The following is a 24,505-nucleotide window of genomic DNA, read 5'->3' as shown; positions in this document are numbered from 1 at the left end:
CGCCGGCTCAGCGAAACGACGACACCAACGCGTCGTCCGAGCCAATGCTCAACGGAGCGAGCAGTCCGCGGTCGCGCAGGATCGGCATCACGCCCTCACCGAACCAGTACGCCTCTTCGAGATGCGGGTAGCCCGAGAGGATGAAGTCCTCGAAGCCCAGCGCGTGGTACTCGGCGATGCGGTCCGCGACTTGCGCGTGACTGCCGACCAGCGCGGTGCCGGCGCCGCCGCGCACCAGCCCGATGCCGGCCCACACGTTGGGATGGATTTCTAGCCGGCTGCCGGCCTGTGCGTGCAGCTGAGCCATGCGGCGCTGTCCTTCGGACATGGTCGCAGCGAAGTCCGCCTGGGCCGACGCAATGGCCTCGGGGCTCATGTGGGCCAGCATGTCGTCGGCCACAGCCCACGCATCCGAAGCGTCGGGCCGTGTGATGACGTGGAAGCGAATCCCATAGCGCAGCACCCGGCCGGCTTGCGCGGCGCGCGCTCGCATGCGGTCGAGCCGCTCGCTCACCATGTCGGGCGGTTCGCCCCAAGCCAGGTACACGTCGACGTGCTGGGCTGCGATCTCCTCAGCCGCCGGGGATGCCCCGCCGAAGTAGATCGCCGGGAGCGGATCGGGTGCTTGGCGGGTAGTAGCGGCAGCGACGTTGTAGAAGTCGCCCTCGAAATCGAACGGCTCGCCGGACCATGCTCCTCGCACTATGCGCAGAAACTCTCCTGTACGGGCATAGCGGGTGTCCTTGTCCAGCCAGTCGCCGAAGCGGTTCAGCTCACGCGGCTCGGCACCGGTGACGATGTTGATGAGCAGCCGCCCTCCGGACAGCCGCTGATAGGTCGAGGCCATCTGAGCCGCCAGCGTGGGCGACAGGAACCCCGGACGGAACGCAACGAGGAACTTGATGCGCCGAGTGAGCGATGCCAATGCGATGGTGGAGAGCCACGCGTCCTCGCACATCGTCCCGCAGGGCGTGAGCATCCCTTCGTAGCCGAGCTGGTCGCATGCGGTGGCGACCTGCGCGAGGTAGTCCAGCGATGGGGCCCGCCAGTGCGCTCCCGGCTCATCGGGCAGGACATCGCGTGAGTCGCCCCCGGTCGGCAAGAACCAGTGAATGTTCATGAGTTGTGGACTTTCATGACTGGACGCTCGTCGGTCGGCCGCCTGGTCGCGTCACCGTGTGGCACACGACACGGCACGCTGGCTCTAGCATGCAGCGCCGTGGTCGGCAACGACATCAGCAGTCACGGTAGCGGAGGGTCCCATCGGGCCTTGTCGACCGTGTCCGCCAGAGCGCCCGTCGGGCTGCACCGACGTCTGCGCCCAAGGAGGGAGAGCACCCAATGAGGACTACCACGATGTACGCCAAGCGTCGCAATCGAGGCACGCTGCTGATTGCGCTGCTGGCGGCAATCAGCTTGTTGGCAGCGTCATGCGGCGGCAACGACTCAGACGACACGCAGCCGGCAGATGCGGACGCGGCGACCACATCCGCACCAGCCGACACCGGCGACACCGATGCAGGCGAAACTGGCGGCGGCGACGACGGTCCAGCCGACACCAGCCCCGATGTCACGACAGCAGACGGCGGCACGGTGGACGGCGACGGCGACGATCCGAGCGGCGGCATGGGCACCGATGCCTGCAACGGCGGCCAGAACGTGGGCGGCACGCTGATCATCGGCAGCACCCAAGTGCCGCGGCACCTCAACGGCACCGTGCAGTCCGGCTATGCGACCGCCGTGCCCGGCACCCAGCTGAATGCCAGCCCCCTGCTCTACGACGACCAGTACAACCCGATGCCGTACCTGGCCGAGCGCTGGGAGATCTCCGACGACGGCTTGGCCGTGACCCTGCATCTGGTCGAAGACGCCGTCTTCCACGACGGCATGCCGATCACTTCGGCCGACGTGGAGTTCTCGATTCTGACTGCACAGGCGAACCACCCGTTCCAGCCGATGTTCGCTCCGGTGACCGGCGTCGACACCCCGGACGAGCACACGGCAGTCATCAACCTCAGCCGGCCTCACCCAGCGATCCTGCTCGCGATGTCACCCGGCCTGCTGCCGGTCATCCCCAAGCACATCTTCGACGACGGCCAGGACATGAAGACCCACCCTCGCAACACCGAGGATTTCGTGGGCTCAGGCCCGTTCCGGCTGGCCGAGTACGAGCCCGGCACCATCATCCGCATGGAACGATTCGACGACTTCTTCATCGAAGGCGTGCCGTGCTTGGACGAGATCGTCATGGAAATCACGCCAGACCCCACAGCGATCGTGCTGGGACTCGAGAACGGCACCACCCACCTGTCGTCCACGCTGGGGCCGTCGGCCAATATCCGGCGCCTGATGGACAACCCGGATGTCGAAGTTCGCTCGGAGGGCCACGAGGCCATCGGTCAGATCCAATGGCTGGAGATGAACGTCAACGACCCGGCGCTGTCGGACGTTCGAGTCCGCCAAGCCATCGCCTACGCCGTCGACCGAAATTTCCTGTCTGAGGTCCTCGATCAAGGCCTGACGTTCCCGGCGCCGACCGGCATCGTGACCGCCAGTCCGTTCCACAACACCAACGTGAATCACTACGACCACGACACCGAGCGGGCCAAGGCATTGCTGGCTGAGGCCGGCTACGAGCCCGGCGAGCTGGAGCTGAGCATCGACTACATCCCGCCGACGCAGGTGGTCTACGCGGAGTACGTCGTGCAGGCGCTGGAGGAGGTCGGCATCACGACCGAACTCAGCGTTTCGCCGGACTTCCCGACATGGGCACAGCGAGTGTCTGCGGGCGAGTTTCAGATGACCATCAACAACGTCTGGAACTGGGGTGATCCGGTGATCGGCGTGCATCGCACCTACCTGTGCGACAACCGGGTGGGCGTGATCTGGACGAACAACACCGGCTACTGCAACGAAGACGTGGATGAGCTGCTCACCGCCGCCGGCCAAGAGCTGAATGCGGACGAACGCACCAGGCTGTACGCCGAGTTCCAGAAGATCGTGGCTGATGAGGTGCCGATTCACTTCCTCACGACGCCGCCGTTCTGGCAGGCATACAACCCGGTGGTGATGAACCCGCCGACCAACAACATCTGGGGGCAGATGTCGCCGATGCACGAGGTCTGGCTCGACCAGTAGCGACCGCGAGCCCCAGCCCCGGCCTCGCTGGCTCACACCGCCGGCACATCGCGGCCAGAACACCGGCCACTGATCGGCATCTGATGCTCAGATCCATTGTCGCCAGGATCGCCCAAGCCCTTGGGTTGATCTTGGCGGTGATGTGTCTCAACTTCTTGCTGATCCACCTCACACCGGGCGATCCGGCCACCGTCATCGTCGGAGAGAGCGGTGCCGGCGATCCGGAGCTGCTCACCGAGATCCGTGCGCAATACGGGCTGGACCGGCCGGTTGTCGTGCAGCTGCTGTCCTACGTGGGGCGCGTGGCGACCGGCGACCTCGGCGACTCGTACTTCTTCAACCAGCCGGTGACCTCGCTCATCATCGAGCGCATGTGGCCAACCGTGCTGCTCGTCGGAACGGCGCTGGCGTTCGCCGTGCTGGCCGGCACCTTGGTCGGCGTCGCCACTGCGCGACGCCCGGAGAGTCCGATCAGTCACGCTGCGACCGTGCTGGCGCTGGTCGGCTTCTCGATGCCGGTGTTCTGGACCGGCATCATGCTGGTGATCCTGTTCGCCTCCGTGTGGAAGCTGCTGCCCGTGCAGGGGTGGCACGACGTGAGCTACTCCGCTGGGCTGCTCGGCAACGTGCTCGACGTGGCTGAGCATCTGGTGCTGCCCGCGCTCACCCTCGGTCTCATCTACTTGGCGCAGTACAGCCGCCTGTCGCGCGCCTCGATGCTGGAAGTGCTGGAGTCGGACTACGTGCGCACAGCGCGGGCAAAGGGACTGAGCGAGCGCCGCGTCGTCTACAAGCATGCGCTGCGCAACGCAGTGATCCCGGTAGTGACGGTGGTAGGCCTGCAGTTCGGCGCACTGCTGTCGGGGGCGCTGCTGGTGGAGACCGTCTTCAACTGGCCGGGGCTCGGACGCCTCGCGTTCGACTCGATCCTGAGGCGCGACACGTCGGTGCTGCTGGGCGTGCTGCTCGCGTCGTCGGTGATGGTCATCGTCGCCAACTTGCTCACCGACTTGCTCTACACCGTGATCGACCCGCGCATTCGCCTGCGGGAGCGCGCCGATGTCTGACCCAGCCGCTCTGGGTGAAGTGACTGCCGCGACCCGGCCAGGCGCCACAGGCGCGCAGCGCAGCGGCCATGACGGGTCGACAAGCGGCGCGAGCGAAGCGCATCGGCCCGGACGAGAGACGCTCCGGCTCTTCGTGCGCAACCGGGCCGCAGTCGCCGGTGTGGTGATGCTCATCGGCATCGTCGTGATGACGGTGGCCGGGCCGCGCATCTACGGCCACGATCCGAAGGACATCGTGGCGAGACCGCTGACCCCCCCCGCGCAGCTCGCGGAAGCACGCCTCGGCACCGACTACCTGGGCCGCGATGTGCTGGCCGGAGTCATCGGGGGCGGATCCACGAGCCTGACGGTGGCCGCCATGGCAGCCGCCATGGTGCTCGTGATCGGCATCAGCATCGGCGCACTCTCCGGCTACTACGGCGGCTGGCTGGACAGCGCCCTCATGCGCTTCACCGAGTTCTTCCAGGTGCTGCCGGCACTGCTGTTCGCCATGGTGCTGGTAGCTTTGTTCGAACCGTCGATGTGGACGATCTCGTTCGCTATCGGCGTGGTGGCCTGGCCGGGAATCGCGCGCATCACCCGCGCGGAGTTCCTGCGGCTGAAGAACCTCGAGTTCGTGCGGGCCTCGCGTGCGGTAGGCGCTACCGATTGGCGCATCATCAGACGGGTGGTGTTCCCCAACGCCCTGCCACCGCTGATCGTGTCGGCCACCCTCATCATGGGCACCGCGATCCTGTTCGAGGCCGGTCTGGCATTCCTCGGCCTCGGCGATCCCAACAACACCAGCTGGGGCTTGATGATCGGCCTGAACCGAGGGAACTTCTTGACTGCGTGGTGGTCGGTGACTTTTCCCGGACTGGCGATTTTCTTCACGGTGCTGAGCTTCAGCCTCATCGGCGACGGGCTGCAAGATGCCTACAACCCCAAGCTGCGGGGACGCTGAGCGGTGACTGCACACAACGCCGCGCCACGACTGGAGGTTCGGGGCCTGACCGTGGCATTCGACGACTTCGTCGCCGTGAACGACATCTCCTTCAGCCTCCGAGACGGCGGCACGCTGGCTGTAGTGGGCGAGTCCGGCTCGGGCAAGTCGGTGACGGCGCTGTCGGTCATGCGTCTCATCGAAATCGGCACCCGCGCCCGGATCTGCAGCGGACAGGCGCTGTTCCGGCACGACGACGGCAGCGTCGACGACCTGCTGGCGCTGAGCGAGGCGCAGATGCGTGCCGTCCGAGGCGACCGCATCTCCATGATCTTCCAAGAGCCGCTGACCAGCCTCAACCCCGTCTACACGGTGGGCAGCCAGATCGGCGAGGCGCTGCGACTGCATCGCGGCATGAGGCGCAGCGATGCTCGCAAGCGAACCTTGGAGATGCTGGACCGCGTGCGCATTCCCGATGCGACGCGCAGGATCGACCAGTACCCCCACGAGATGTCGGGCGGGATGCGCCAACGGGTGATGATTGCGATGGCGCTGGCGTGCGACCCGGCGATCCTGATCGCGGACGAGCCCACGACCGCACTCGACGTGACGATCCAAGCGCAGATCCTCGCGCTGATCGCGGAGATGCAGCGCGAGACCGGCGCAGCGGTGCTCATCATCACCCACGACATGGGCGTCGTGGCAGAGATCGCGGACGAAGTCGTGGTGATGCAGCAGTCGCGACTCGTGGAGCGCGGCAGCGTCACCGACATCTTCGACCGGCCGAGCGAGCCGTACACCCAGTCGCTGCTGGCAGCAGTGCCGCGTCTGGGGTCGATGGCCGGCCACGAGGCACCGCAGCGATTCGAGCTGATCGATTCTGGCTCGCCGGCAGCCGAGCGGCCGTTCGAACACGCGTCGGTCGGCAACGACAGCGCCGACCAGGCCGGAGTCAAGCGGGGCCAGCAGCCGTGACGCTCCGCCAAGCCGCTGCGCCCATCGTGGAAGTGGAGGCGCTGACCAAACACTTTCCGGCCAGTCATGGCGCCCGCGTTCACGCAGTGGAACACGTCAGCCTGCACATCGACAGAGGCGAGACGCTCGCGGTGGTGGGCGAGAGCGGCTGCGGCAAATCGACGCTCGCCTACTTGATCATCCGCCTGCTCAACCCCACGAGCGGCACGATCCGGCTCGACGGCGCCGACATCACGAGCCTCGGGCCCCGAGCACTGCGGCCCCATCGCCGCAAGGCGCAGATCGTGTTTCAGGACCCCTTCGCCAGCTTGGACCCGCGCCGCACCGTCGGCAAGGCGATTGCGGAACCGCTCGAGATCCATCGTGCTGTGCCCAAGCGTGAGATCGCAGATGTGGTTGCTGACCTGCTGTGCCGAGTGGGCATGTCGCCCGACGATATGGTGCAGTATCCGCACCAGTTCTCGGGCGGCCAGCGCCAGCGCATCTGCATCGCCCGGGCACTCGCACTTCGTCCCGAACTGGTGATCGCCGACGAAGCAGTCTCGGCACTCGACGTCTCGATCCAGGCGCAGGTGATCAACCTGCTGATGGACCTGCAGGAAGAACTGGGGCTGTCGTACTTGTTCATCAGCCATGACTTGGCCGTCGTCGAACGGATCGCGCATCGGGTCGGCGTGATGTACTTGGGGCAGATCGTGGAGCTGGGCTCGCGTCGCGCCGTCTTCGAGAACCCCCAGCACCCCTACACCCGGCGGCTGCTCGATGCGGTGCCGATCGCTGATCCCGCCCAGCGCCGCACCGACCGGCCAGTGCTCACCGACGAGGTGCCCAGCCCGGTCTTCGAAGCCGGCACCGCCCCCGAGCCCGTGCATTTGGTGGAGGTAGAGCCGGGGCACCTCGTGGCGCAAGCCACGAGCGACAAGCACAGCGTGGCGCAAGCCACGAACGACCAACACAGCGAGGCGCAGGAGGCATGACCCAGATGACCAGCCGTCGAACCGATGACTCCGCCGGCCAGGCCGCAGCTCGCGAGCCCTACGTGATCTACCCGGCGCGCCGGGTCATCACCGTCAACCCTGCGTTCCCGTTCGGCGAGGCCGTCGCGGTCGCGGGCGATCGCATCCTGGGGGTCGGCAGCCGCGACGAGCTGGCATCATGGGGCGCTCATCGAGTCGACGAGCGATTCGCCGGGCACGTGCTGATGCCCGGCTTCGTCGAAGCCCACTGCCACGTCATGTCCGGCGGCTTGTGGAACTCCACCTACGTCGGCTACTTCGATCGGCGCGACCCGCAAGGGCGCCTCTGGCCGGGCTGCAGATCGATCGACGACGTGCTCAAGCGGCTGGGCGACGCCGCAGCAGCACTCCACGACGAATCGGCGACGCTGCTGGCGTGGGGGCTGGACCCCATCTACTTCCCCGGCGAGCGGCTCGTGGCGCGTCACCTCGACACGGTGACCGGTGCTCGGCCGACGCTCGTGCTGCACGCCAGCGGGCACTTGGCCACGATCAACTCCGCATTGATGGAGCGCTGCGGGATCGACGAGACGGCCACCAGCCCGGGGGTTGCCCGAGGCGGCGACGGACTGCCGAATGGCGAGCTGCACGAACCGTCCGGCATGATGCTGGCCGGCGATGCCTTCATCGACATGATGAGCGCCAACCGCACCGAGCGCGCTCGCTGGCGTTTCGCCAACGAGGCTCGTAACGCCGGGCACACGCTGGTGACCGACCTTGGCACCACGCAGCTCCTCGATCCAGACCAGCTCGGCAACTGGAAGCAGGTCACCAGTGATCCGGCCTATCCGGCGCGGGTGATGGTTGCGCTGTCGAACCTGTTCGGCGCCCCTGCCGATCTCGACGCGATGGCTGAACTGGGCGTCCGCCTGCAGCACGAGCAGACGTCGAAGCTGCGGTTCGGCATCGTCAAGCTGATCCTGGACGGCTCCATCCAAGGGTTCACCGCACGGATCAGCTGGCCGCACTACTACAAGGCGCCGCCGGGGCACATCGGCAACGGTCTGTGGCTGACGGCGCCCGACCAGATGGCCGACTTGGTGACGGCCTACCACCGGGCCGGTCTGACCGTGCACTGCCACTGCAACGGCGACGAGGCGACCGAGGTGTTCGTGGACGCGGTCGAGCAGGCGCTGGAGCGTCACCCCCGCTGGGATCATCGTCACACCGTGCAGCACTGCCAGCTCACCACGCCGGACCAGTACCGCCGCATGGCGGCGCTGGGCATGTGCGCCAACATCTTCTCGAACCACATCTACTACTGGGGCGACCAGCACCGGGACGTGACCGTGGGGCCTGAGCGAGCGGCACGCATGGATGCCTGCGCTACTGCGCTGGCCAGTGGCGTGAGCTTCTCGATCCACTCGGATTCGCCGATCACACCGTTGGGGCACCTGCACACCGCATGGTGCGCGGTCAACCGGGTGACGGCGTCGGGCCAGGTGCTCGGACCCGACGAACGCATCGGCGTCGGAGACGCGCTGCGCGCCATCACCATCGAGGCGGCACGGCAGCTCAAGCTGGACGCAGACATCGGCAGCATCGAGGCCGGGAAGCTGGCCGACTTCGCCGTGCTGGAAGACGACCCGCTGAATGTGGACCCGATGGAACTGCGCGACATCGGGGTGTGGGGCACCGTGCTGGGAGGCGTGCCGCAGCCGGCAGGGGTCGGCGAGGCCTAGCGTCGGTGCGGTTCGCGGTGTCGAACGTGCATGGCGCGCTATTGGCTTGGGTCGCGGTGCCGGCGCGATGAGCGAGCAACGAATCGGGGTCACCGTCGTCGGCGGATACTTGGGTGCCGGCAAGACGACGCTGGTGAACCATGTGTTGCGGTCCAGCAGCGAGCGGGTTGCGGTGATCGTCAACGACTTCGGCGAGATCTCCATCGACGAGGACCTCATCGCAGCAGCCGACGGCGACAAGCTGACGCTCGCCAACGGCTGCATTTGCTGCAGTCTGGCTGACGGGTTCGCGGCGGCGTTGCACACCGTGCGTTCCGCCGCGGCACCGCCGCAGCGTCTGCTCATCGAGGCCAGCGGGGTGGCCGACCCGGCGCAGATCGCTGCCTACGGCCACACGCCTGGCCTGCGACTGGATGCTGTGGTGGTGGTGGCCGACGCCGAGCAGGTGCGGCGCCAAGCCGATGACCGATGGGTGGCCGACATCGTTCGCCGCCAGCTCGCGGCCGCGGACTTGCTGGTGGTGAACAAGGTGGATCTGCTGGAGAGTGTCGCCGACGTCGATGCGCTGTGCGGCTGGCTGCAGGGTCTTGCCACAGGGACTGCGGTGGTGCGTGCGAGCCGTGCGGCAGTGCCCACGGAGCTGCTGTTCGGACCCGACGCGAAGCAGGCAGGCGCCGACCACACAGTTTCCGACCAGGCAGGCACCGACCACGCAGATGCAGACGTCGCGCGGCACCTGCCGCGAGGACAGCGCGCCGTTGGGGCCGCTGGAGCGGTGGCCGACGACATCTTCGAGTCTCAGACCGCGGTGCTCGACGCACCTGTGCCGCTGTCGAGGATCGAGGCGATGCTGGCCGAACTGCCTGCGGGAGTCGTGCGGCTCAAGGGACTCGTGCAGATCGAACGGCCCGCCGATGCCGGCTCGGACCCGGTCAGCAGCGCAGCGGAGTACTTGATCGAAGCGGTCGGCGCCCGGACGTCGATCGTGCCGCTGCCATCGGGCTCTGCGGCCAAGCCGCCACGCTGGGCGGTCAGCCTCATTGCTCTCAAAGGCACCGTCGCACCCGACTGGATCGACGACCGTTTGCGGCCGAGCAGTTGAGCTGCCGGATCTCGGCCAGCCTGCGCGAAAGGTCAGGCGTTGACGGCGTAGGGAACCGGAGCACCCGCCAAGGCCAGATTGACCTGCTCGGCCACTTGGGTCCCGGCACGATGCTGGGCCTCGACGGTGCTGGCGCCGAGATGCGGCGTGACCACCACGTCGGCCCGTCCGAACAGGGGCGACTCGGCAGCCGGCTCGGTTGCGAACACGTCGAGCGCTATCCCGCCCAATCGGCCCGCATCGAGCGCGTCCGCTGCCGCTTGCTCATCCACGATGCCGCCGCGAGCGGTGTTCACGATGAGCGCGTGCGGACGGCACTTGGCCAAGTTCTCCGCGCCCAGCAAGTCAGCAGTCTCGGGCGTGCGAGGCATGTGCAGCGTGATGATGTCCGAACGCTGCAGCAGCTCGGGCAAATCCACCATGACCACGCCTGCGGCGCGCCCGGATTCGGTGCTCACGTACGGATCATAGGAGATGAGCGTCACGTCGAACGGAGCGATGCGTTGTGCCACGAGACGTCCGACACGTCCCAAGCCCACGATGCCAACCGTCTTGCGGCACAGCTCCATGCCACCCCAGCGGCTGCGCTCCCAGCGCCCCTGCGTGAGGGCGGCGTGAGCTTGGGGGATGTGGCGGGCCAGTGCGAGCATGAGCGCCACGGTCATCTCCGCCGCCGAGATCACGTTGGCTGACGGCGCATTGCACACCAGCACACCACGCTCGGTCGCCGCAGCCACATCCACGTTGTCGAGGCCCACGCCGGCACGTCCGACGACGATGAGCGAATCGCCCGCCGCGAGCAGTTCGGCGTCGACCTGGGTGGCTGAGCGGACGATGAGCGCGTGTGCGCCACGCAGCGCATCGCGCAGCGCGTCGGGGCTGAGCCCGGTGCGCACGTCCACATCGTGACCAGCGGAGCGCAGCACCTCCAGACCCGCATCGGCCAGCGACTCGGTGACCAGGACGCGTGCCATCTCAGGCGACCAGATCAGCGATGCGGCTGATGCCCTCGGTGAGGTCCTCGAGGGCGAGGGCGAACGAGAAACGGGCGTAACCGGCGGCACCGAACGCCTCGCCGGGCACGAAGGCCACCTTGGCGTGCTCGAGCACGGCAGCCGCCAGCTCCAGCGTCGTCGTGACCTCGGCACCGCCGTAACGACGTCCCAACAGCCCTTCCATGTTGGGGAAGGCGTAGAACGCTCCCTCGGGCACAGGACACTCCACGCCGTCAATGGCGTTGAGCAGCTCGGTGATGCGCTGACGTCGCTCGTCGAAGGCAGCCCGCATCATCGCGACCGCTTCGAGATCGCCCGACACCGCCGCCAGGGCCGCTGCTTGGGCCACGTTGCAGACATTCGAGGTGGCGTGACTCTGCAGATTGGTAGCCGCAGCGATCACGTCTGCAGGGCCGGCCATCCAGCCGATCCGCCAGCCCGTCATGGCGTAGGTCTTGGCCACGCCGTTCAGCACCACACAGCGGTCGGCGATCTCGGGCACCAGCACCGGGAGCGAGTGATGCACAGCGCCGCCGTAGGTCAGATGTTCGTAGATCTCGTCGGTGATCACCCACAGCCCGTGCTCCACCGCCCACTGGCCGATCGCTGCAATTTCGTCGCGCGGGTAGACCGCTCCGGTCGGATTCGACGGCGACACGAACAACAGCGCCTTGGTGCGCTCGGTGCGCGCCGCCTCAAGCTGTTCGATGCTGACCCGAAATCCCTGCTCGATGCCGGCGAACACCTCGACCGGCGCGCCGCCGAAGACGCGGATCGCTTCGGGGTAGGTGGTCCAGTACGGGGCGGGCAGCAGCACCTCGTCGCCGGGATCGACCAGCGCCGCCATGGTGTTGTAGACCGCCTGCTTGCCTCCGTTGGTGACCAGGAATGCGCTGGCATCCCAGTCGAGACCGCTGTCCCTGCGGGTCTTGGCCGCCAGCGCCGCCTTCAGCGCGGGCAGCCCGCCGGCGGGCGAGTAGCGGTGGTTGGCCGGGTCGCCGCACGCGGCAACGGCTGCCTCCACAATGTGATCGGGCGTCGGGAAGTCTGGCTCGCCCGCGCCGAAGCCGATCACGTTCTCCCCCGCCGCGCGCAGCGCCTTGGCCTTGGCGTCCACCGCCAGTGTGGCCGACGGTGCGATGCCGGCCAACGCGGCCGAGACGCGGCTGGTGCTTGCTTCGGAAGCAGACGAGGGCGCGGACTGCGACGGTGCGAGTTCTCCCGAACCGGGGGCAGTCGATTCAGGCACCGATGATTCGAGCGTCGGTGAATGAGGCACTGTGCGGCTCCCGTCGGTCGACTGTCGTTGCGGCGACGCGAACTCGTGCGCTGCCGCAGTCGCCTCGTAGTCTCGCCGCCGCACACGCGAACCGGACAAGGGTGGCAGCCCATGGCGAGCACTTCTTCCTCGATTTCGATTCCGGCCGACCTGCTGCCTGCCGACGGGCGATTCGGCTCGGGCCCGTCCAAGGTGCGCCCGGAGGCCGTCGAGGCACTCCGGTCCCGGGCGCTCGACTATCTGGGAACCTCGCATCGGCGCGACGGCGTCCGCTCCGTGGTCGGTCGGCTGCGATCGGCCATGACCGAGCTGTTCGGCCTCGGCGACGACTGGGAGGTGGTGCTGGGCAACGGCGGCAGCACCGGCTTCTGGGATGCTGCGGCCTTCTCGCTCGTCGAGCGCCGCGCCCAGCACTTGGCCTTCGGCGAGTTCTCCGAGAAGTTCGCCGCCGTTACCTCTGCGGCACCGCACCTCGACGACCCCATGGTCATCACGGCACCGTACGGCAGCCACCCGACGCCCGTGGCTGCGGACCCCGCCGACATCGACACCTACGCACTGACGCACAACGAGACCTCGACCGGCGTGTCGATGCCGTTGACGCAGCCGCAGCTTGACGCATGTCGACGCGGCGACCCTGCAGCGCTCGTGCTGGTCGATGCCACCTCGGCGGCAGGCGCGATGACCTGGGCGCCCGCCGACGTCGATTGCTACTACTTCGCCCCGCAAAAGGCATTCGCTTCCGACGGCGGACTGTTCGTCGCGCTGTGCTCGCCTGCCGCCGTTGAACAGATCGAGCGGATCGATTCCACTGGCCGCTACAGGCCCGCCACCTTGGACCTCGCCATCGCCTTGCGGAACTCTCGCCAAGACCAGACCTACAACACCCCGGCGCTCGCCACCATCCTGCTGACCGTCAACACTGCCGAATGGATGCTCGCCGGCGGCGGACTCGCTTGGGCTGCGTCGCGCGCTGCGACCTCCAGCGAGACCGTCTACCGCTGGGCGGCGGCGCGTGAGTTCGCGTCGCCGTTCGTGTCTGATCCTCAGATGCGCTCCCCCGTCGTCTGCACGATCGACTTCTTGGGCGTCAGCGCCGACGACATCGCAGCAGCGCTGCGCGCCAACGGCATCATCGACACCGAGGGGTACCGCAAGCTGGGACGCAACCAGCTGCGCATCGCCGCATTCCCCGCAATCGACCCGGCAGACGTGGAGGCGCTCACCGCCTGCATCGACTACGTCGTGGAGCGCCTGTAGCTGCATCGCGCGCCCACAGCCACCACCGAGCATTACTGCTTGTTGACGACGAGCGTACCCGCAGCTTGATCATGCCATCCTCGGTACTCACGATCCCAAGCAACACTCAAATAGATGAGCACGGTGACCAGCGGTAAGTAGGTGAGGCTGACCGCGAATGGCGTCAAGAAAGAGGCGACGAAGAGCGGGATGGGCAGCAGCGGGCTGGTGAGTGCTGCTCGCAGAAGAGATTTCGTGAGGCGAGGCACACTGCCTTGAGGGACACTGATGACTTTGATGCGCAGCATGCGTTTACCGACAGTCTGACCCCGCCAAGCAGTTGCAGCGGTTTCGTAACCGATGGAGAGCACCGTCGCCACCAACAACACTGCGAGAAATACCAGAATTACAAGGCCAATCGGTGCTGTTGGAGAGGGCGGAATGAACACTGCAAGCACAAACGGCAGAGAACTCCATGCGCCCCAACAGAGAACACCGAGAATGACGCTGTCCACCATTCGTGCGGCAAGCCGACGCAGCGGCTTTGCCAACTCGACCGTTTCGCCGGTGGCAAGCTCTGCTCGGCTCTTCGGGAGACTGGCCGCGCTGTTGGCGTGCGGATCGGGCGACGGCCGGGGCCGGCTATTCGGGCGCACCGATCGGTCTCATGGATACTCGGTGTGACTCTGCGAAATCGACGTGAGCAGAGCGCCGAAGCTCACTGCGTAATGACGAGCGTGCCTGCGGCCCGGTCGTGCCAGCCTTGGTATACGCGGTCGAACATCAGGCTCGCATACACCGCCAACGCCACGAACGGCCCGATGAAAGGGATGAGCGCCGGGATCAAGCCGGGAATCGCCCAGCGGCCCAACGACTTGCCCCAGCCGGGCACGCCGCCATTCGCAGCGTTGATGACCTTGATGCCGGTCATCCGCTTGCCGAGCGTCTGGCCCCAGAGCGCCGTCAACGTTACTTCGTAGCCAATGCCGGCGATCAGGGCCACCAGCAACAAGCCCACGAAGCCGATGCCGACCGCTGCTTCGCCCTCGGCGCCGCTTGCCACCAAGCCTCCGAAGAACAATATGAGCACCACTGTGAGCCCGACGGCGATCAGTAGGCCGTCGAGCAGGCGTGCGCCGAGGCGGCGCAGGGGCCGCGCAAGCTTCACGTGCTCGCCGGTGGCCAGCTCGGCCCAGCCAGTGCGACGTTGTCCGCCCGAAGCATCGGGTGCGCTGGATTCACTCATAGGACACCTCCGCGGTCATCCTTGGCGGCAATCAAGGTCGGCGGGTGAACTCCTCAGGCGACTGCGCCGCCCGAGGCAGCGGTGACGTCCTGGCGGCCTGCGGTGATCCACGGCATCATCGCCCGCAGGCGCTCGCCGACCTGCTCAATGGGGTGCTGCTTGCCCTCGGCCACCATCCGGCGGTAGTTGGGCAGGCCGCTGCGGTTCTCCTCGATCCACTCTCGGGCGAAGCTGCCGTCTTGGATCTCGGCCAGGATGCGCTTCATCTCGGCTCGTGTCTCGTCGGTGACGATGCGCCGGCCGCGGGTCATGTCCCCGTACTCGGCTGTGGTCGAGATCGAATAGCGCATGCCCGAGATGCCGGCCTCGTAGATGAAGTCGACGATCAGCTTGACTTCGTGCAGCGTCTCGAAATAGGCAGACTCGGGTTGGTAGCCAGCGTCCACCAGCGTTTCGTAGCCGGCGCGGATCAGCTCGGTGAGGCCGCCGCAGAGCACCACCTGCTCACCGAACAGGTCCGTCTCGGTCTCTTCTGCGAACGTGGTGGTGAGCACGCCGCCGCGCGTGCCGCCGATCCCCTTGGCGTACGCCAGCGCGTCGGCGAGCGCGTGGCCGGTGGCGTCGTGGTGAATCGCGACCAGCGCCGGCACGCCGCCGCCCTCCACGTAGGTGCGGCGGACGTTGTGGCCCGGACCCTTGGGGGCGATCATCCACACGTCGACCTCAGCTGGCGGGCTGATCTGGCCGAAGTGAATGTTGAATCCGTGCGAGAAAGCAATGGCGTTGCCGGGTTGCAGGTTCGGCGCAATCGAAACTTGGTAGGCGGCGGCTTGGTCGGTGTCGGGCAGGGCCATCATCACGATGTCGGCCTCAGCCGCAGCACCTGCGACATCGGCCACCCGCAAGCCTTCAGCCTCGGCCTTGGGGCGCGAGGACGAACCCTGCCGCAGCCCCACCACCACGTCCACACCGCTGTCGCGCAGGTTCAGCGCATGAGCGTGGCCCTGTGAGCCGTAGCCCAGCACGGCCACCGTGCGGCCGGCCAGCTGGCCCAGATCGGCATCTTGGTCGTAGTAGATGGTGGCAGGCATGGTCGCTCCTTGAGCATGAGGTGCTTCGGCGGTGTTGATTGGTGGAGTCTGCCGGACTCGGCAAGCCTCAGCCCGGCATGGCGACGGCGGGCTCGTCGGCACCGAGCGCTCGCAGCGCGATCCGTCCGGTGCGCTGGAGCACATGCAGGCCGAACGGGCGCAGCTGACGCTCGCAGCGGTCGAGCCGATCCGGGTGCGCACTGACGCTGACGATTGCCTCACAGTCGTTGTGGTCAAGCACCTCGCCGCCGTACTCAGAAATCACCTCGACCACCGCAGCCAGGTCGACAGCGCCGACACGGGCCAGCATCAGCTCGCGCTCCACCGAGTCGGCCGGGTGCAGTTCGCTGATCTGGATCACGTTGACCAGCTTGTCGAGCTGCTTCGCGATCTGGGCGACATCGGTGTTGTGTACGTCCACGACGATGGTGATGCGACTGTAAGCGGGGTCGTCGGTGGGTGCGACGGCCAGCGAGAAGATGTTGAAGCCCCGGCGGCTGAACAGTCCTGCGATGCGCGCCAGCACGCCGAACTTGTTCTCCACGATGGCCGCCAGGATGTGCAGGGCCGGCCCGAGTGGGGCGCCGCGGTCCGTGGTTGCGGTGCCCATTGCGGCAGCGCCGAGCCGACCGCTCACGACGGCGCCGAGCCCTTCAAAGCGGCATCGGCATCGCCTTCGGGACCCAGGATGATGTCGTCGTTGGAGCCTCCGGCGGGCACCATCGGGTACACCTTCTCCTCGGTGTCGACCCGGAAGTCGATCACCACCGGGCGGTCGTCGATCGAGTTCGCCTTGGCGATCGCCGGCGCGACTTCTTCGGCTGAGGCAACCCGGATGCCGACGCAGCCCATGGCCTCGGCCCAGCCCACGTAGTCGGGATGGTCAGCGCTGAGGTACACCTCGCTGTAGCGCTGCGCGTAGAAGAGCTCCTGCCACTGGCGCACCATGCCGAGGTAGGCGTTGTTCAAGATGGCCACCTTGACCGGGATGTTCTCGGCGCTGGCGGAGATCAGCTCCTGGGCGGTCATCTGGAAGCAGCCGTCGCCGTCGATGGCCCACACCATCCGGTCCGGCCGGCCCACCTTGGCGCCGATGGCCGCCGGCACTGCGAAGCCCATCGTGCCCAAGCCGCCCGAGTTGACCCACGTGTAGGGATGATCGAACTTCCAGTACTGGCTGGCCCACATCTGGTGCTGTCCCACACCGGCCACCACGATCGTGTCGTGCGGCGTGTGATCGCGCAGCTGCTCCACGACGTACTGCGGCTTGAGCGGATAACCGTCCGACGGCTGGTCGTATCGAAGCGGGTATCGCTCCTGCCAACCGGAGATGGTGGACTTCCAAGCTGATCGGTCGGCCATGGCCTCAGCGGCATCGCCGCCGTCGGCCGGCCGCAACGCCGCGATCAGCGCCTCGACGGCCACCCGAGCGTCGCCGGCGATCGCCACATCGGGCACACGCACCTTGCCGTGCTCGGCGGGGTCGATGTCGACGTGGATGACTTTGGCCTCGGGGGCGAACTGCGCCGGGTTGCCGGTGACCCGGTCGTCGAAGCGAGCCCCGAGGTTGATGAGCAGGTCCGCCTGCTGCATCGCTGTGACGGCCGAGTAGTTGCCGTGCATTCCGGGCATGCCCAAGCAGAGCCGGTGGCGATCCGGGAACACGCCGCGTGCCATGAGCGTGGTGACCACATGGATGTCGCACAGCTCTGCGAGCTCCCGCAGCGCCTGCGCGGCGCGGGCCTTGAGCAGGCCTCCGCCTGCGTAGATGACCGGGCGCTGGGCCATGCGGATCAGCCTGGCCGCCTCCGCGACGGCCGCCGGATCCACCTCGCTGCGGGGACGGTAGCCGGGCAGGTTCACACTGTCGGGCCAGTACCAGGTCATCGACTCGTTGCTGACGTCCTTGGGCAGGTCGATCAGCACCGGGCCGGGGCGGCCGGTGGTGGCGATGTGGAACGCCTCGGCCACGATGCGCGGGATGTCTGCGGCGTCGGTGACCAGATAGTTGTGCTTGGTGACCGCCATGGTGATGCCCGTGGTGTCGCATTCCTGAAAGGCATCCGAGCCGATGGCGGACATGGCCACCTGGCCGGTCACCACGACCAGCGGGACCGAGTCCATGTACGCGTCGCACAGCGGCGTGACGATGTTCGTGGCCGCCGGCCCGCTGGTGACCATCGCCACACCGGGCTTGCCGGTGACGTGCGCGTAGCCCTGCGCCATGTGACCGGCGCCTTGCTCGTGGCGGACCAGGACATGGCGGATCGGCGAGTCCAGCACCGGGTCGTACACCGGCAGGATGGCACCGCCGGGCAGGCCGAACATGACCTCTACGCCGCTCATCTCCAAGCTGCGCATCAGTGCTTGAGCGCCCGTGAGCTCCATGAGGTTCCTTCCTGTCGCGATGGTGCCGGCTGTCATGTTGGCAGGGCCGCGGCCGGCGAATGGCGGCGCCGAAGCTCCCGAGCATGTCGGCCGGACAGATGGTGGTGGCCTCGCGTGTGCTGGACTCTTCTTTCGGAAACCGTTTCGGGAGACTGCACTCCCGAAACGAAAATGCCTCCCGATCGGGAGGCGAGGCGGGCGCGTCGAGACGTGTCCGCCTAGGTTCGTACGCCTACCGACTCGGTCTGGCCGCGTCCGAGCTGGTTGCACTCGACGGAGGGACCACGCCGGTCTGCTGAGCAACGCACCGCGCCATTCTGCCGTGCGTCGCCGAAGGCCGCAACCTGTGCCGCGTCCGTACGGCCGCCGCTTGGGGATCGACGGCCTGTTGCAGCTCGCGCCAGATCTGAGCCAAACAGGCATCGTCGCTGACCTCGATGGTCTGACAGCGGCGGTCCAGACGGTTGCAAGACGGAGTCTGCGTACATTGGCCGGGTGCGAGGCAGACGGCTGGTCAGCGGCGCCGTCTGCGCCGCAGCGATAGTCGCCAGCTGTTCGCAGGGCGGAACCGTCGATGGCACCGATCCGGCGCCAGGCAGTCCTCTCCTCGGTGACAGCAGCGGCAGCCATGCCGAAGCACATGCGGCTGCCGGTGTCCCGCTCACCCAGACGCCCGAGTACCTCGCCTCCAATACCCCTTGTCCCGCGGAGCTGCCTGAACTCGGCGCTGTCCCGTTGAGCCAGGCAGCCCCAGGGCGCTCGGTGCAGCTCACGCCCTTTGTCGAGCTGGCCGACGCGACCGTCATGGTCTTCGACAACGCAGGCGCTGACGGCGGCGGATACGTGGGGGATCGCAGCGGTCGCATCTGGCGCTTTGAGCCCAACCCGGCGGACCGGACGTCGACGGGCCGAGCGGGCAGCGGTCTCGGCGCCGCTATCGGGGCAGCGCCGATAGCGGACTTCTCGTCAGACACCGCTGCCGAGCACGACCAAGGCTTAGTGGGAATGACGCTGGGCCCGACCGGCCGGCTCTGGATCAACCGCACCAACAGTCGCGGAACCAGTGTGCTGACGGTTCTCACCCCGAACGCTGACCACACGCGTCGGCAGGGCGGCCATGTCGACATGCTGGAGGTGAAGCAGACCAATGCACAGCACAACGGCGGCGACCTGTTGTTCGACCAGAACAGGCTGCTCTACGTGTCGTTCGGCGACGGCGGCGGACAGGGCGATCCACGTCATCACGGCCAGAATCGGGCCACACCGCTGGGCGCAGTGCTGCGCTTCGCGGTCGCCGGCGACGACGGCACCGACCTTGGCCAGACCGACCCCGACGAATGGCGGCTGGTCCCTGCGCCAGGCAATCCGGACCTCGGACCCGACAGCGACCCCAATATCTGGGCCTACGGCGTTCGCAACCCGTACCGCATGTCCATCGACCAGGCCACCGGCACCTTGTGGATCGCGGATGTCGGCCAGCAGTGCATGGAAGAAATCACCGTGCTCGGCCTCGACGAGAACGGCGCCAACTTGGGCTGGAATGCTTATGAGGGCAGCCGGCGCTTCTTCGGCGACGCGCTCAGCACGCACCGACCGCCGGATCTGGAGTACCGGCATGGACGGGGCCTGTGCGCCGTGATCGGGGGTCACGTGTACCGCGGCGAGGAGCTGCCGTGGCTGGCAGGCCGCTACGTGTTCGCCGACCTGTGCGGGGGAGACATCTACGCGGCTTCGGTGCAGGCGGGCGCGCAGCCGGACGACGTGTGGCATCTGGGCATCCGCACCAATCGCCCCGTCGGTTTCGCCGTCGACCCGGCCGGCGAGCTGTACGTCATCGACATGGAAACCGGCGCATGGCGCATCACCGACGGCAGCTCCGCTGACCGAGCCGGTGCCGGCGACGGCACGGCCAGTGACGGCTCAGCAGAGAACCAGCCGGACGAGTGATCGCAAGCCATCTGCGCGCAGCGGCTCGGTAGCCGTGTTTCGGCGCACAGCCTACGACCGGGAAATCCTGACGCTGGCCGTGCCGGCGTTCGGAGCGCTGATCGCCGAGCCGCTCTACGTGGTCACCGACACGGCCATCGTGGGCAGGCTCGGCACCCCTCAGCTCGCCGGCCTCGCCATCGCCTCGGCCATCCTGCTCAGCGCTCACGCCGCACTGATCTTCCTGGCCTACGGCACCACCGGTCTGGTGGGCCGGCTCATCGGTGCAGGCTCGCCGCGACAGGCCGTGGAACAGGGCGTGGCCGGAGTGTGGATGGCAGTCGGTCTCGGCGTGGTCATCAGCCTGGGCATGTGGATGGGTTCGGCTCGCCTAGTGAGCCTGTTCGACCCCACGGCGCAGGTGGCCGAGTTCGCACTCACCTACCTGCGGATCAGCCTGATCGGCTTCACTGCGCTGCTGGCGGCCATGGCAGCTACTGGCTACCTGCGAGGCGCCCAGGACACCGTCACGCCGCTGGTCGTTGCCGTCGGCTCGGCAGTGGCCAACCTGCTCATCGAACTCGTGCTGGTCTTCGAACTCGACATGGGCATCGCCGGCTCAGCGTGGTCCACGGTGATCGCCCAGTGGGGAGCAGCCATCGTGTTCGTGGTTGTCGTTCGACGCCACGGCCGCGCCGCCGGGGCGACGCTTCGACTGGTCGCCGCGGCGGCACGGCGATACGCGCGCGTCGGCCTGCAGATGTTCGTGCGAACCGCTTCGCTGCGCGGTTCGCTGGTGCTCGCCGCGATGTTGGCAGCGCGCATCGGCACGACCGAGCTGGCTGCGCACCAGATCACTGCAGAGATCTGGTCGCTGGCATCGCTCGCGCTGGATGCGGTCGCCATCGCGGGGCAAGCAATCGTTGCCAAGGAGCTCGGCGCCAACCGTCCTGATGTCGCACGCGCAGCCAGTGTCCGGATGATCGGCATGACCATCCAGCTCAGCTTGGTGTTTGCCGTCGCGCTCTTGTTGGCCAGGACTCACATCGCGGGAATCTTCAGCACTGATCCCGCCGTGGTCTCGCTCGGCGGGTTCTTGCTGCTGTTCGTCGCTGTCTCGCAGCCGATCAATGCGGTTGCTTTCGCCTTCGACGGCATCTTCATCGGTGCCGGCGACTTGGCTTTTCTGGCCTGGGCCATGGTGGGCGCCGCTGCGGGATTTGCCGTGCTCGGCACCGCCGTACGTCTGGCGGACTTGGGCATCGGCTGGCTGTGGCTTGCCCTGATCGCGTTCATGTGCTTTCGCGTCGCACCGCAGTGGCTGCGCTTTGGTGGCCAAGCCTGGCTCCGAACCGGCATCGGGTGATCCGGCGAGCCGATGGCTAACCGTCGGCGGATCCGCCCAGCATCGCACTGGCACCCGCACAACGACAGGTGCTGACGCCGTCTTTCAGGCGTCGCGGCGCTGCGCCAGCAGCCGGGTGACCGCTCGGCCGTCGGCTTGGCCGCGGGTGGCCTTCATGACGGCGCCGACGAACACGCTGGCTACCTTGGCTTCGCCGGCGCAGAACTTGGACCATGCATCGGGATGATGCAAGATGGCCTGGTCGACCAGCGCTTCCAGCCGGCCGGCAGCCATGGCTTCGAAGCCCAGTTCGGCGGCGATGGCGGCCGGGTCAGCCGAGCCGCCGCTTGCGGCTCGTTCGCACATGGCGCCCAGCACCGTCTTGGCCTGCGTTGCGGTGAGCCGGCTTGCGGTCTCCATCCGGACCAGCGATGCCAGCTGGTCTGGCCGCAGCAGCTCGGCACCGTCGAGCGCGAGATTCTGCACGGCATGGGTGACGGTGCGGTTCGCATCCGCGCCCGCCTGGACCGCTGCGAGCACCACCGGCGCCAAGCCACGGCTCACGATGACCTGTGCATCGCCCAGGTCGGCCCCGAGCGCGCAGAGTCGTTCGCGCTGGGCCGCGGGCAGCTCAGGCAGCCCGGCTCGCACCCGTTCGATCCAGTCGGAATCGGGCACCAGCGGCACCAGGTCAGGCTCGGGGAAGTAGCGGTAGTCGTCCGCTTCCTCCTTGGATCGCAGCAGATGGGTTCGGCCGTCGGCAGACCAATGGCGGGTCTGCTGCACGGGCGCCTCGCCGGACCGATACAGCGCGACGTGGCGACGGGCCTCGTAGTCGATCGCACCGCGAAGCGAACGCAGCGAGTTCAGGTTCTTCACCTCGCAGCGTGTGCGCAGCTCTCCCGAGCCCGCCGGCCGGACGCTGATGTTCGCGTCGACGCGCATCGAGCCCTCTTCGAGCCGTGCATCGGATGCGCCCAGCGCCAGCAGGATGGCACGCAGCTCGCTCACATACGCACTGGCCTCGTCGGCCGAGGTGATGTCGGGCCGCGACACGATCTCCAGAAGCGGTGTGCCCGCCCGGTTGTAGTCCACGAGCGCACCGACAGCCCCATGGATCCGGCCCTCAGCGCCGCCGAGATGAGTGGTCTTGCCGGCGTCCTCCTCCAGGTGCGCCCGCTCGATGCCCACACGGCCCCCGCCGGGCACGTCCAGCCAGCCGTCACAGCAGATCGGCTGGTCGTACTGGCTGATCTGGTAGTCCTTGGGCATGTCGGGATAGAAGTAGTTCTTGCGGTGGAACACCGACGGCCGGATGTCGCAGTTCAGTGCGAGCCCGACCGCCATGGCCAACTCGACGGCTCGACGATTCAGCACCGGCAGCGAGCCGGGCAGGCCCAGACACACCGGCGTGACGTTGGAGTTGGGCTCGTCGCCGAAGCGGCTCGGCGCAGCGGAGAACAGCTTGGTGTCGGTTGCCAGCTCGACATGGACTTCGAGCCCGACGACGACGTCCCAGCTCGCCGGTTCGGGCGGGTCTGAGTTTCGCCGCTCAGCCGGCATCACACAGGGCCGGACGAGACAGCGGTGGCGCGGCGCGTTCCAAGGCTGCGGCGACCGTGAGCATCGTCTCCTCCGCCAGCGCGGGCGCCATGACCTGCACGCCCACGGGCATGCCCGCGGCACCTACGCCGAACGGCACCGACATCGCCGGGTCGCCGGACAGATTGGACGGGATCGTGCAGGTGTCGCAGCGGTACATCATCATCGGATCAGAGCGTTCGCCGAAGCGAAACGCCACGCACGGCGAACTCGGCGACAGCAGCACGTCGTAGTCCGCGTAGGCCGCGTCGAAATCTCGTCGGGTCAGCATGCGTACCCGCTGCGCCTTGCCGTAGTAGGCGTCGTAGTAGCCAGCGCTGAGAGCGAACGTGCCCAGCATCACTCGTGCCTTGACCTCGTCCCCGAACCCGGCGCGGCGCGTCAGGCGGTTCATCTCCTCGACGTCTGCACCGTCGACGCGCAAACCGTAGCGAGTGCCGTCGTAGCGGGCCAGATTGCTCGAGGCTTCCGCCGGAGCGATCAGATAGTACGCAGTGAGGCCGTAGGTGACTGCAGGCACCGAGACCCAGCCCACCGACGCGCCGCCTTCAGCCAGGGCATCGGCCGCTTCGAGCACGCGTGCGGTCACCTCGGGCTCGATGCCTGACCGGGCCTCGCTCGCGCCCGGCGCCGAGGGCGGTCGCGCGCGGACAGAGTCGAAGGTCGCCGGGCTGCCGTGGCCGCCACCGGTCAGCTCGCGGACGATGCCGACGCGCAGCCCGTCGAGACCGCGCGTCAACGACGCCTTGAAGTCGGGCACTGCGGCGGGGACAGAGGTGCTGTCGGCGGGATCGTGTCCGCTGATCACCTCAAGCGCCAGCGCCGCGTCCGCAACATCGGCTGCGAACGGGCCGACCTGGTCGAACGAGCTGGCGAACGCGACGAGTCCGTAACGGCTGACCCGACCATAGGTGGGCTTGATGCCGACGACGCCGCACAGCGACGCCGGCTGCCGGATCGACCCACCCGTGTCGGACCCGAGCGCCAAGGGCGCGAAGCCCGCGCAGACCGCTGCTGCGGAGCCGCCGCTGGATCCGCCGGGCACGCGGTGCAGATCGTACGGATTGCGCGTGGGGCCGAACGCTGAGTTCTCGGTGGAACTGCCCATGGCGAACTCGTCCAGATTGGTCTTGCCGATCATCACTGCGCCCGCGGCGGTGATGGCGGTCACCACCGTTGCGTCGTAGGGAGGCAGCCACCCATCGAGCATGCGGGAGGAGCAGGTGGTCGCCACGCCGCGCGTACACAGGTTGTCCTTGAACGCCACGGGGACGCCGGCCAGCGGACCCGGATCGCGGCCATCTGCTACCGCGGCGTCCACCGCCGCAGCTGCTGCGCGCGCCCCATCAGCCGTGACGGTGTTGAACGCGTGGATGTCGTCGTCGTGAGCCTCAATGCGACGAAGGCAGTCCTCCACCACATCAGCCGCCCGGCGAGCACCGCTGCGCACCTCATGCGCGAGCTGCCGAGCCGAGATCACAGCACCGAGATC

18 protein-coding genes and 1 pseudogene are annotated in these 24,505 nt (G+C 67.5%); 9 read left to right on the top strand and 10 right to left on the bottom strand.

Features of this window, described 5'->3' with window-relative positions:
* Positions 1-7: 7 nt before the first annotated feature.
* Positions 8-1,120: an LLM class flavin-dependent oxidoreductase gene (locus ACOGI4_RS06425; protein WP_419840861.1), complete on the bottom strand. Its 1,113-nt coding sequence runs from the start codon at positions 1,118-1,120 to the stop codon at positions 8-10.
* A gap of 221 nt (positions 1,121-1,341) precedes the next feature.
* On the opposite strand from ACOGI4_RS06425, the gene ACOGI4_RS06420 reads away from it, so the two are divergent.
* The 6 genes and pseudogenes from ACOGI4_RS06420 (at position 1,342) to ACOGI4_RS06395 (ending at position 9,902) form a co-directional block, all read left to right on the top strand.
* On the top strand, positions 1,342-3,138 hold the full coding sequence (locus tag ACOGI4_RS06420; protein WP_419840860.1) for an ABC transporter substrate-binding protein: 1,797 nt from the start codon (positions 1,342-1,344) through the stop codon (positions 3,136-3,138).
* Between the two features lie 83 nt (positions 3,139-3,221).
* A complete protein-coding gene (locus ACOGI4_RS06415; protein ID WP_419840859.1) occupies positions 3,222-4,205 on the top strand; it encodes an ABC transporter permease in 984 nt (327 codons plus the stop codon).
* A complete protein-coding gene (locus tag ACOGI4_RS06410; protein WP_419840858.1) occupies positions 4,198-5,148 on the top strand; it encodes an ABC transporter permease in 951 nt (316 codons plus the stop codon). Before ACOGI4_RS06415 ends, ACOGI4_RS06410 begins: the two co-directional genes overlap by 8 nt.
* Before the next feature lie 3 nt (positions 5,149-5,151).
* Positions 5,152-7,079, top strand: a pseudogene (locus tag ACOGI4_RS06405) (dipeptide ABC transporter ATP-binding protein).
* A gap of 5 nt (positions 7,080-7,084) precedes the next feature.
* On the top strand, positions 7,085-8,800 hold the full coding sequence (locus ACOGI4_RS06400) for an amidohydrolase (protein ID WP_419840857.1): 1,716 nt from the start codon (positions 7,085-7,087) through the stop codon (positions 8,798-8,800).
* A gap of 67 nt (positions 8,801-8,867) precedes the next feature.
* Positions 8,868-9,902, top strand: coding sequence for a CobW family GTP-binding protein (locus ACOGI4_RS06395; protein WP_419840856.1), 1,035 nt, complete (start codon positions 8,868-8,870; stop codon positions 9,900-9,902).
* A gap of 32 nt (positions 9,903-9,934) precedes the next feature.
* Here ACOGI4_RS06395 and ACOGI4_RS06390 read toward each other — a convergent pair whose 3' ends face one another.
* Positions 9,935-10,876: a hydroxyacid dehydrogenase gene (locus tag ACOGI4_RS06390; protein WP_419840855.1), complete on the bottom strand. Its 942-nt coding sequence runs from the start codon at positions 10,874-10,876 to the stop codon at positions 9,935-9,937.
* A gap of 1 nt (position 10,877) precedes the next feature.
* On the bottom strand, positions 10,878-12,146 hold the full coding sequence (locus ACOGI4_RS06385) for a pyridoxal phosphate-dependent aminotransferase (protein ID WP_419840854.1): 1,269 nt from the start codon (positions 12,144-12,146) through the stop codon (positions 10,878-10,880).
* Positions 12,147-12,287: 141 nt separating this feature from the next.
* Here ACOGI4_RS06385 and serC point away from each other — a divergent pair, with 141 nt between their 5' ends.
* Positions 12,288-13,436: a phosphoserine transaminase gene (gene serC, locus ACOGI4_RS06380; RefSeq protein ID WP_419840853.1), complete on the top strand. Its 1,149-nt coding sequence runs from the start codon at positions 12,288-12,290 to the stop codon at positions 13,434-13,436.
* A 32-nt stretch (positions 13,437-13,468) separates the two neighbouring features.
* Here the strand turns inward: serC and ACOGI4_RS06375 are convergent, their stop codons facing one another.
* The 5 genes from ACOGI4_RS06375 to ACOGI4_RS06355 all read right to left on the bottom strand — a co-directional run bounded on the left by ACOGI4_RS06375 (position 13,469) and on the right by ACOGI4_RS06355 (position 18,140).
* Entirely contained in the window at positions 13,469-14,071 is a 603-nt protein-coding gene (locus ACOGI4_RS06375; RefSeq protein ID WP_419840852.1) for an RDD family protein, read from the bottom strand.
* Between the two features lie 62 nt (positions 14,072-14,133).
* Positions 14,134-14,661: an RDD family protein gene (locus ACOGI4_RS06370; RefSeq protein ID WP_419840851.1), complete on the bottom strand. Its 528-nt coding sequence runs from the start codon at positions 14,659-14,661 to the stop codon at positions 14,134-14,136.
* Positions 14,662-14,714: 53 nt separating this feature from the next.
* Positions 14,715-15,752, bottom strand: a complete 1,038-nt coding sequence (gene ilvC, locus ACOGI4_RS06365; RefSeq protein ID WP_419840850.1) for a ketol-acid reductoisomerase — start codon at positions 15,750-15,752, stop codon at positions 14,715-14,717.
* Between the two features lie 67 nt (positions 15,753-15,819).
* Positions 15,820-16,389 (bottom strand): acetolactate synthase small subunit, encoded by a 570-nt coding sequence (ilvN, locus tag ACOGI4_RS06360; protein ID WP_419840849.1) that lies wholly within the window; start codon positions 16,387-16,389, stop codon positions 15,820-15,822.
* Complete coding sequence (locus tag ACOGI4_RS06355) at positions 16,386-18,140, bottom strand: acetolactate synthase large subunit (protein WP_419840848.1); 1,755 nt, start codon at positions 18,138-18,140, stop codon at positions 16,386-16,388. The genes ilvN and ACOGI4_RS06355 overlap by 4 nt, the downstream gene beginning before the upstream one ends.
* 495 nt (positions 18,141-18,635) lie before the next feature.
* On the opposite strand from ACOGI4_RS06355, the gene ACOGI4_RS06350 reads away from it, so the two are divergent.
* Positions 18,636-20,087 carry a PQQ-dependent sugar dehydrogenase gene (locus tag ACOGI4_RS06350; RefSeq protein ID WP_419840847.1) on the top strand — a complete coding sequence of 484 codons (1,452 nt, stop codon included), beginning with the start codon at positions 18,636-18,638 and terminating at the stop codon, positions 20,085-20,087.
* A 34-nt stretch (positions 20,088-20,121) separates the two neighbouring features.
* Entirely contained in the window at positions 20,122-21,432 is a 1,311-nt protein-coding gene (locus ACOGI4_RS06345; protein WP_419840846.1) for an MATE family efflux transporter, read from the top strand.
* An 84-nt stretch (positions 21,433-21,516) separates the two neighbouring features.
* On the opposite strand, the gene gatB is transcribed toward ACOGI4_RS06345, so the two are convergent.
* Together gatB and ACOGI4_RS06335 are read right to left on the bottom strand one after the other, a co-directional pair.
* Positions 21,517-22,974 (bottom strand): Asp-tRNA(Asn)/Glu-tRNA(Gln) amidotransferase subunit GatB, encoded by a 1,458-nt coding sequence (gene gatB, locus ACOGI4_RS06340; protein WP_419840845.1) that lies wholly within the window; start codon positions 22,972-22,974, stop codon positions 21,517-21,519.
* Positions 22,964-24,493 (bottom strand): amidase family protein, encoded by a 1,530-nt coding sequence (locus tag ACOGI4_RS06335; RefSeq protein ID WP_419840844.1) that lies wholly within the window; start codon positions 24,491-24,493, stop codon positions 22,964-22,966. Before ACOGI4_RS06335 ends, gatB begins: the two co-directional genes overlap by 11 nt.
* Positions 24,494-24,505: the final 12 nt, after the last annotated feature.

Origin of the sequence: Candidatus Poriferisodalis sp., from assembly GCF_965205175.1 — a bacterium.
Taxonomy (GTDB): domain Bacteria; phylum Actinomycetota; class Acidimicrobiia; order Acidimicrobiales; family Poriferisodalaceae; genus Poriferisodalis.
This window is presented reverse-complemented; position numbering and strand designations above follow the sequence as displayed.

Excerpts from the sequence above, each read along its gene's own strand:
- ACOGI4_RS06425 (WP_419840861.1), bottom strand. The coding sequence starts at position 1,120 with ATGAACATTCACTGGTTCTTGCCGACCGGGGGCGACTCACGCGATGTC.
- ACOGI4_RS06420 (WP_419840860.1), top strand. The coding sequence starts at position 1,342 with ATGAGGACTACCACGATGTACGCCAAGCGTCGCAATCGAGGCACGCTG.
- ACOGI4_RS06415 (WP_419840859.1), top strand. The coding sequence starts at position 3,222 with ATGCTCAGATCCATTGTCGCCAGGATCGCCCAAGCCCTTGGGTTGATC.
- ACOGI4_RS06410 (WP_419840858.1), top strand. The coding sequence starts at position 4,198 with ATGTCTGACCCAGCCGCTCTGGGTGAAGTGACTGCCGCGACCCGGCCA.
- ACOGI4_RS06400 (WP_419840857.1), top strand. The coding sequence starts at position 7,085 with ATGACCAGCCGTCGAACCGATGACTCCGCCGGCCAGGCCGCAGCTCGC.
- ACOGI4_RS06395 (WP_419840856.1), top strand. The coding sequence starts at position 8,868 with ATGAGCGAGCAACGAATCGGGGTCACCGTCGTCGGCGGATACTTGGGT.
- ACOGI4_RS06390 (WP_419840855.1), bottom strand. The coding sequence starts at position 10,876 with ATGGCACGCGTCCTGGTCACCGAGTCGCTGGCCGATGCGGGTCTGGAG.
- serC (WP_419840853.1), top strand. The coding sequence starts at position 12,288 with ATGGCGAGCACTTCTTCCTCGATTTCGATTCCGGCCGACCTGCTGCCT.
- ACOGI4_RS06370 (WP_419840851.1), bottom strand. The coding sequence starts at position 14,661 with ATGAGTGAATCCAGCGCACCCGATGCTTCGGGCGGACAACGTCGCACT.
- ilvC (WP_419840850.1), bottom strand. The coding sequence starts at position 15,752 with ATGCCTGCCACCATCTACTACGACCAAGATGCCGATCTGGGCCAGCTG.
- ACOGI4_RS06355 (WP_419840848.1), bottom strand. The coding sequence starts at position 18,140 with ATGGAGCTCACGGGCGCTCAAGCACTGATGCGCAGCTTGGAGATGAGC.
- gatB (WP_419840845.1), bottom strand. The coding sequence starts at position 22,974 with ATGCCGGCTGAGCGGCGAAACTCAGACCCGCCCGAACCGGCGAGCTGG.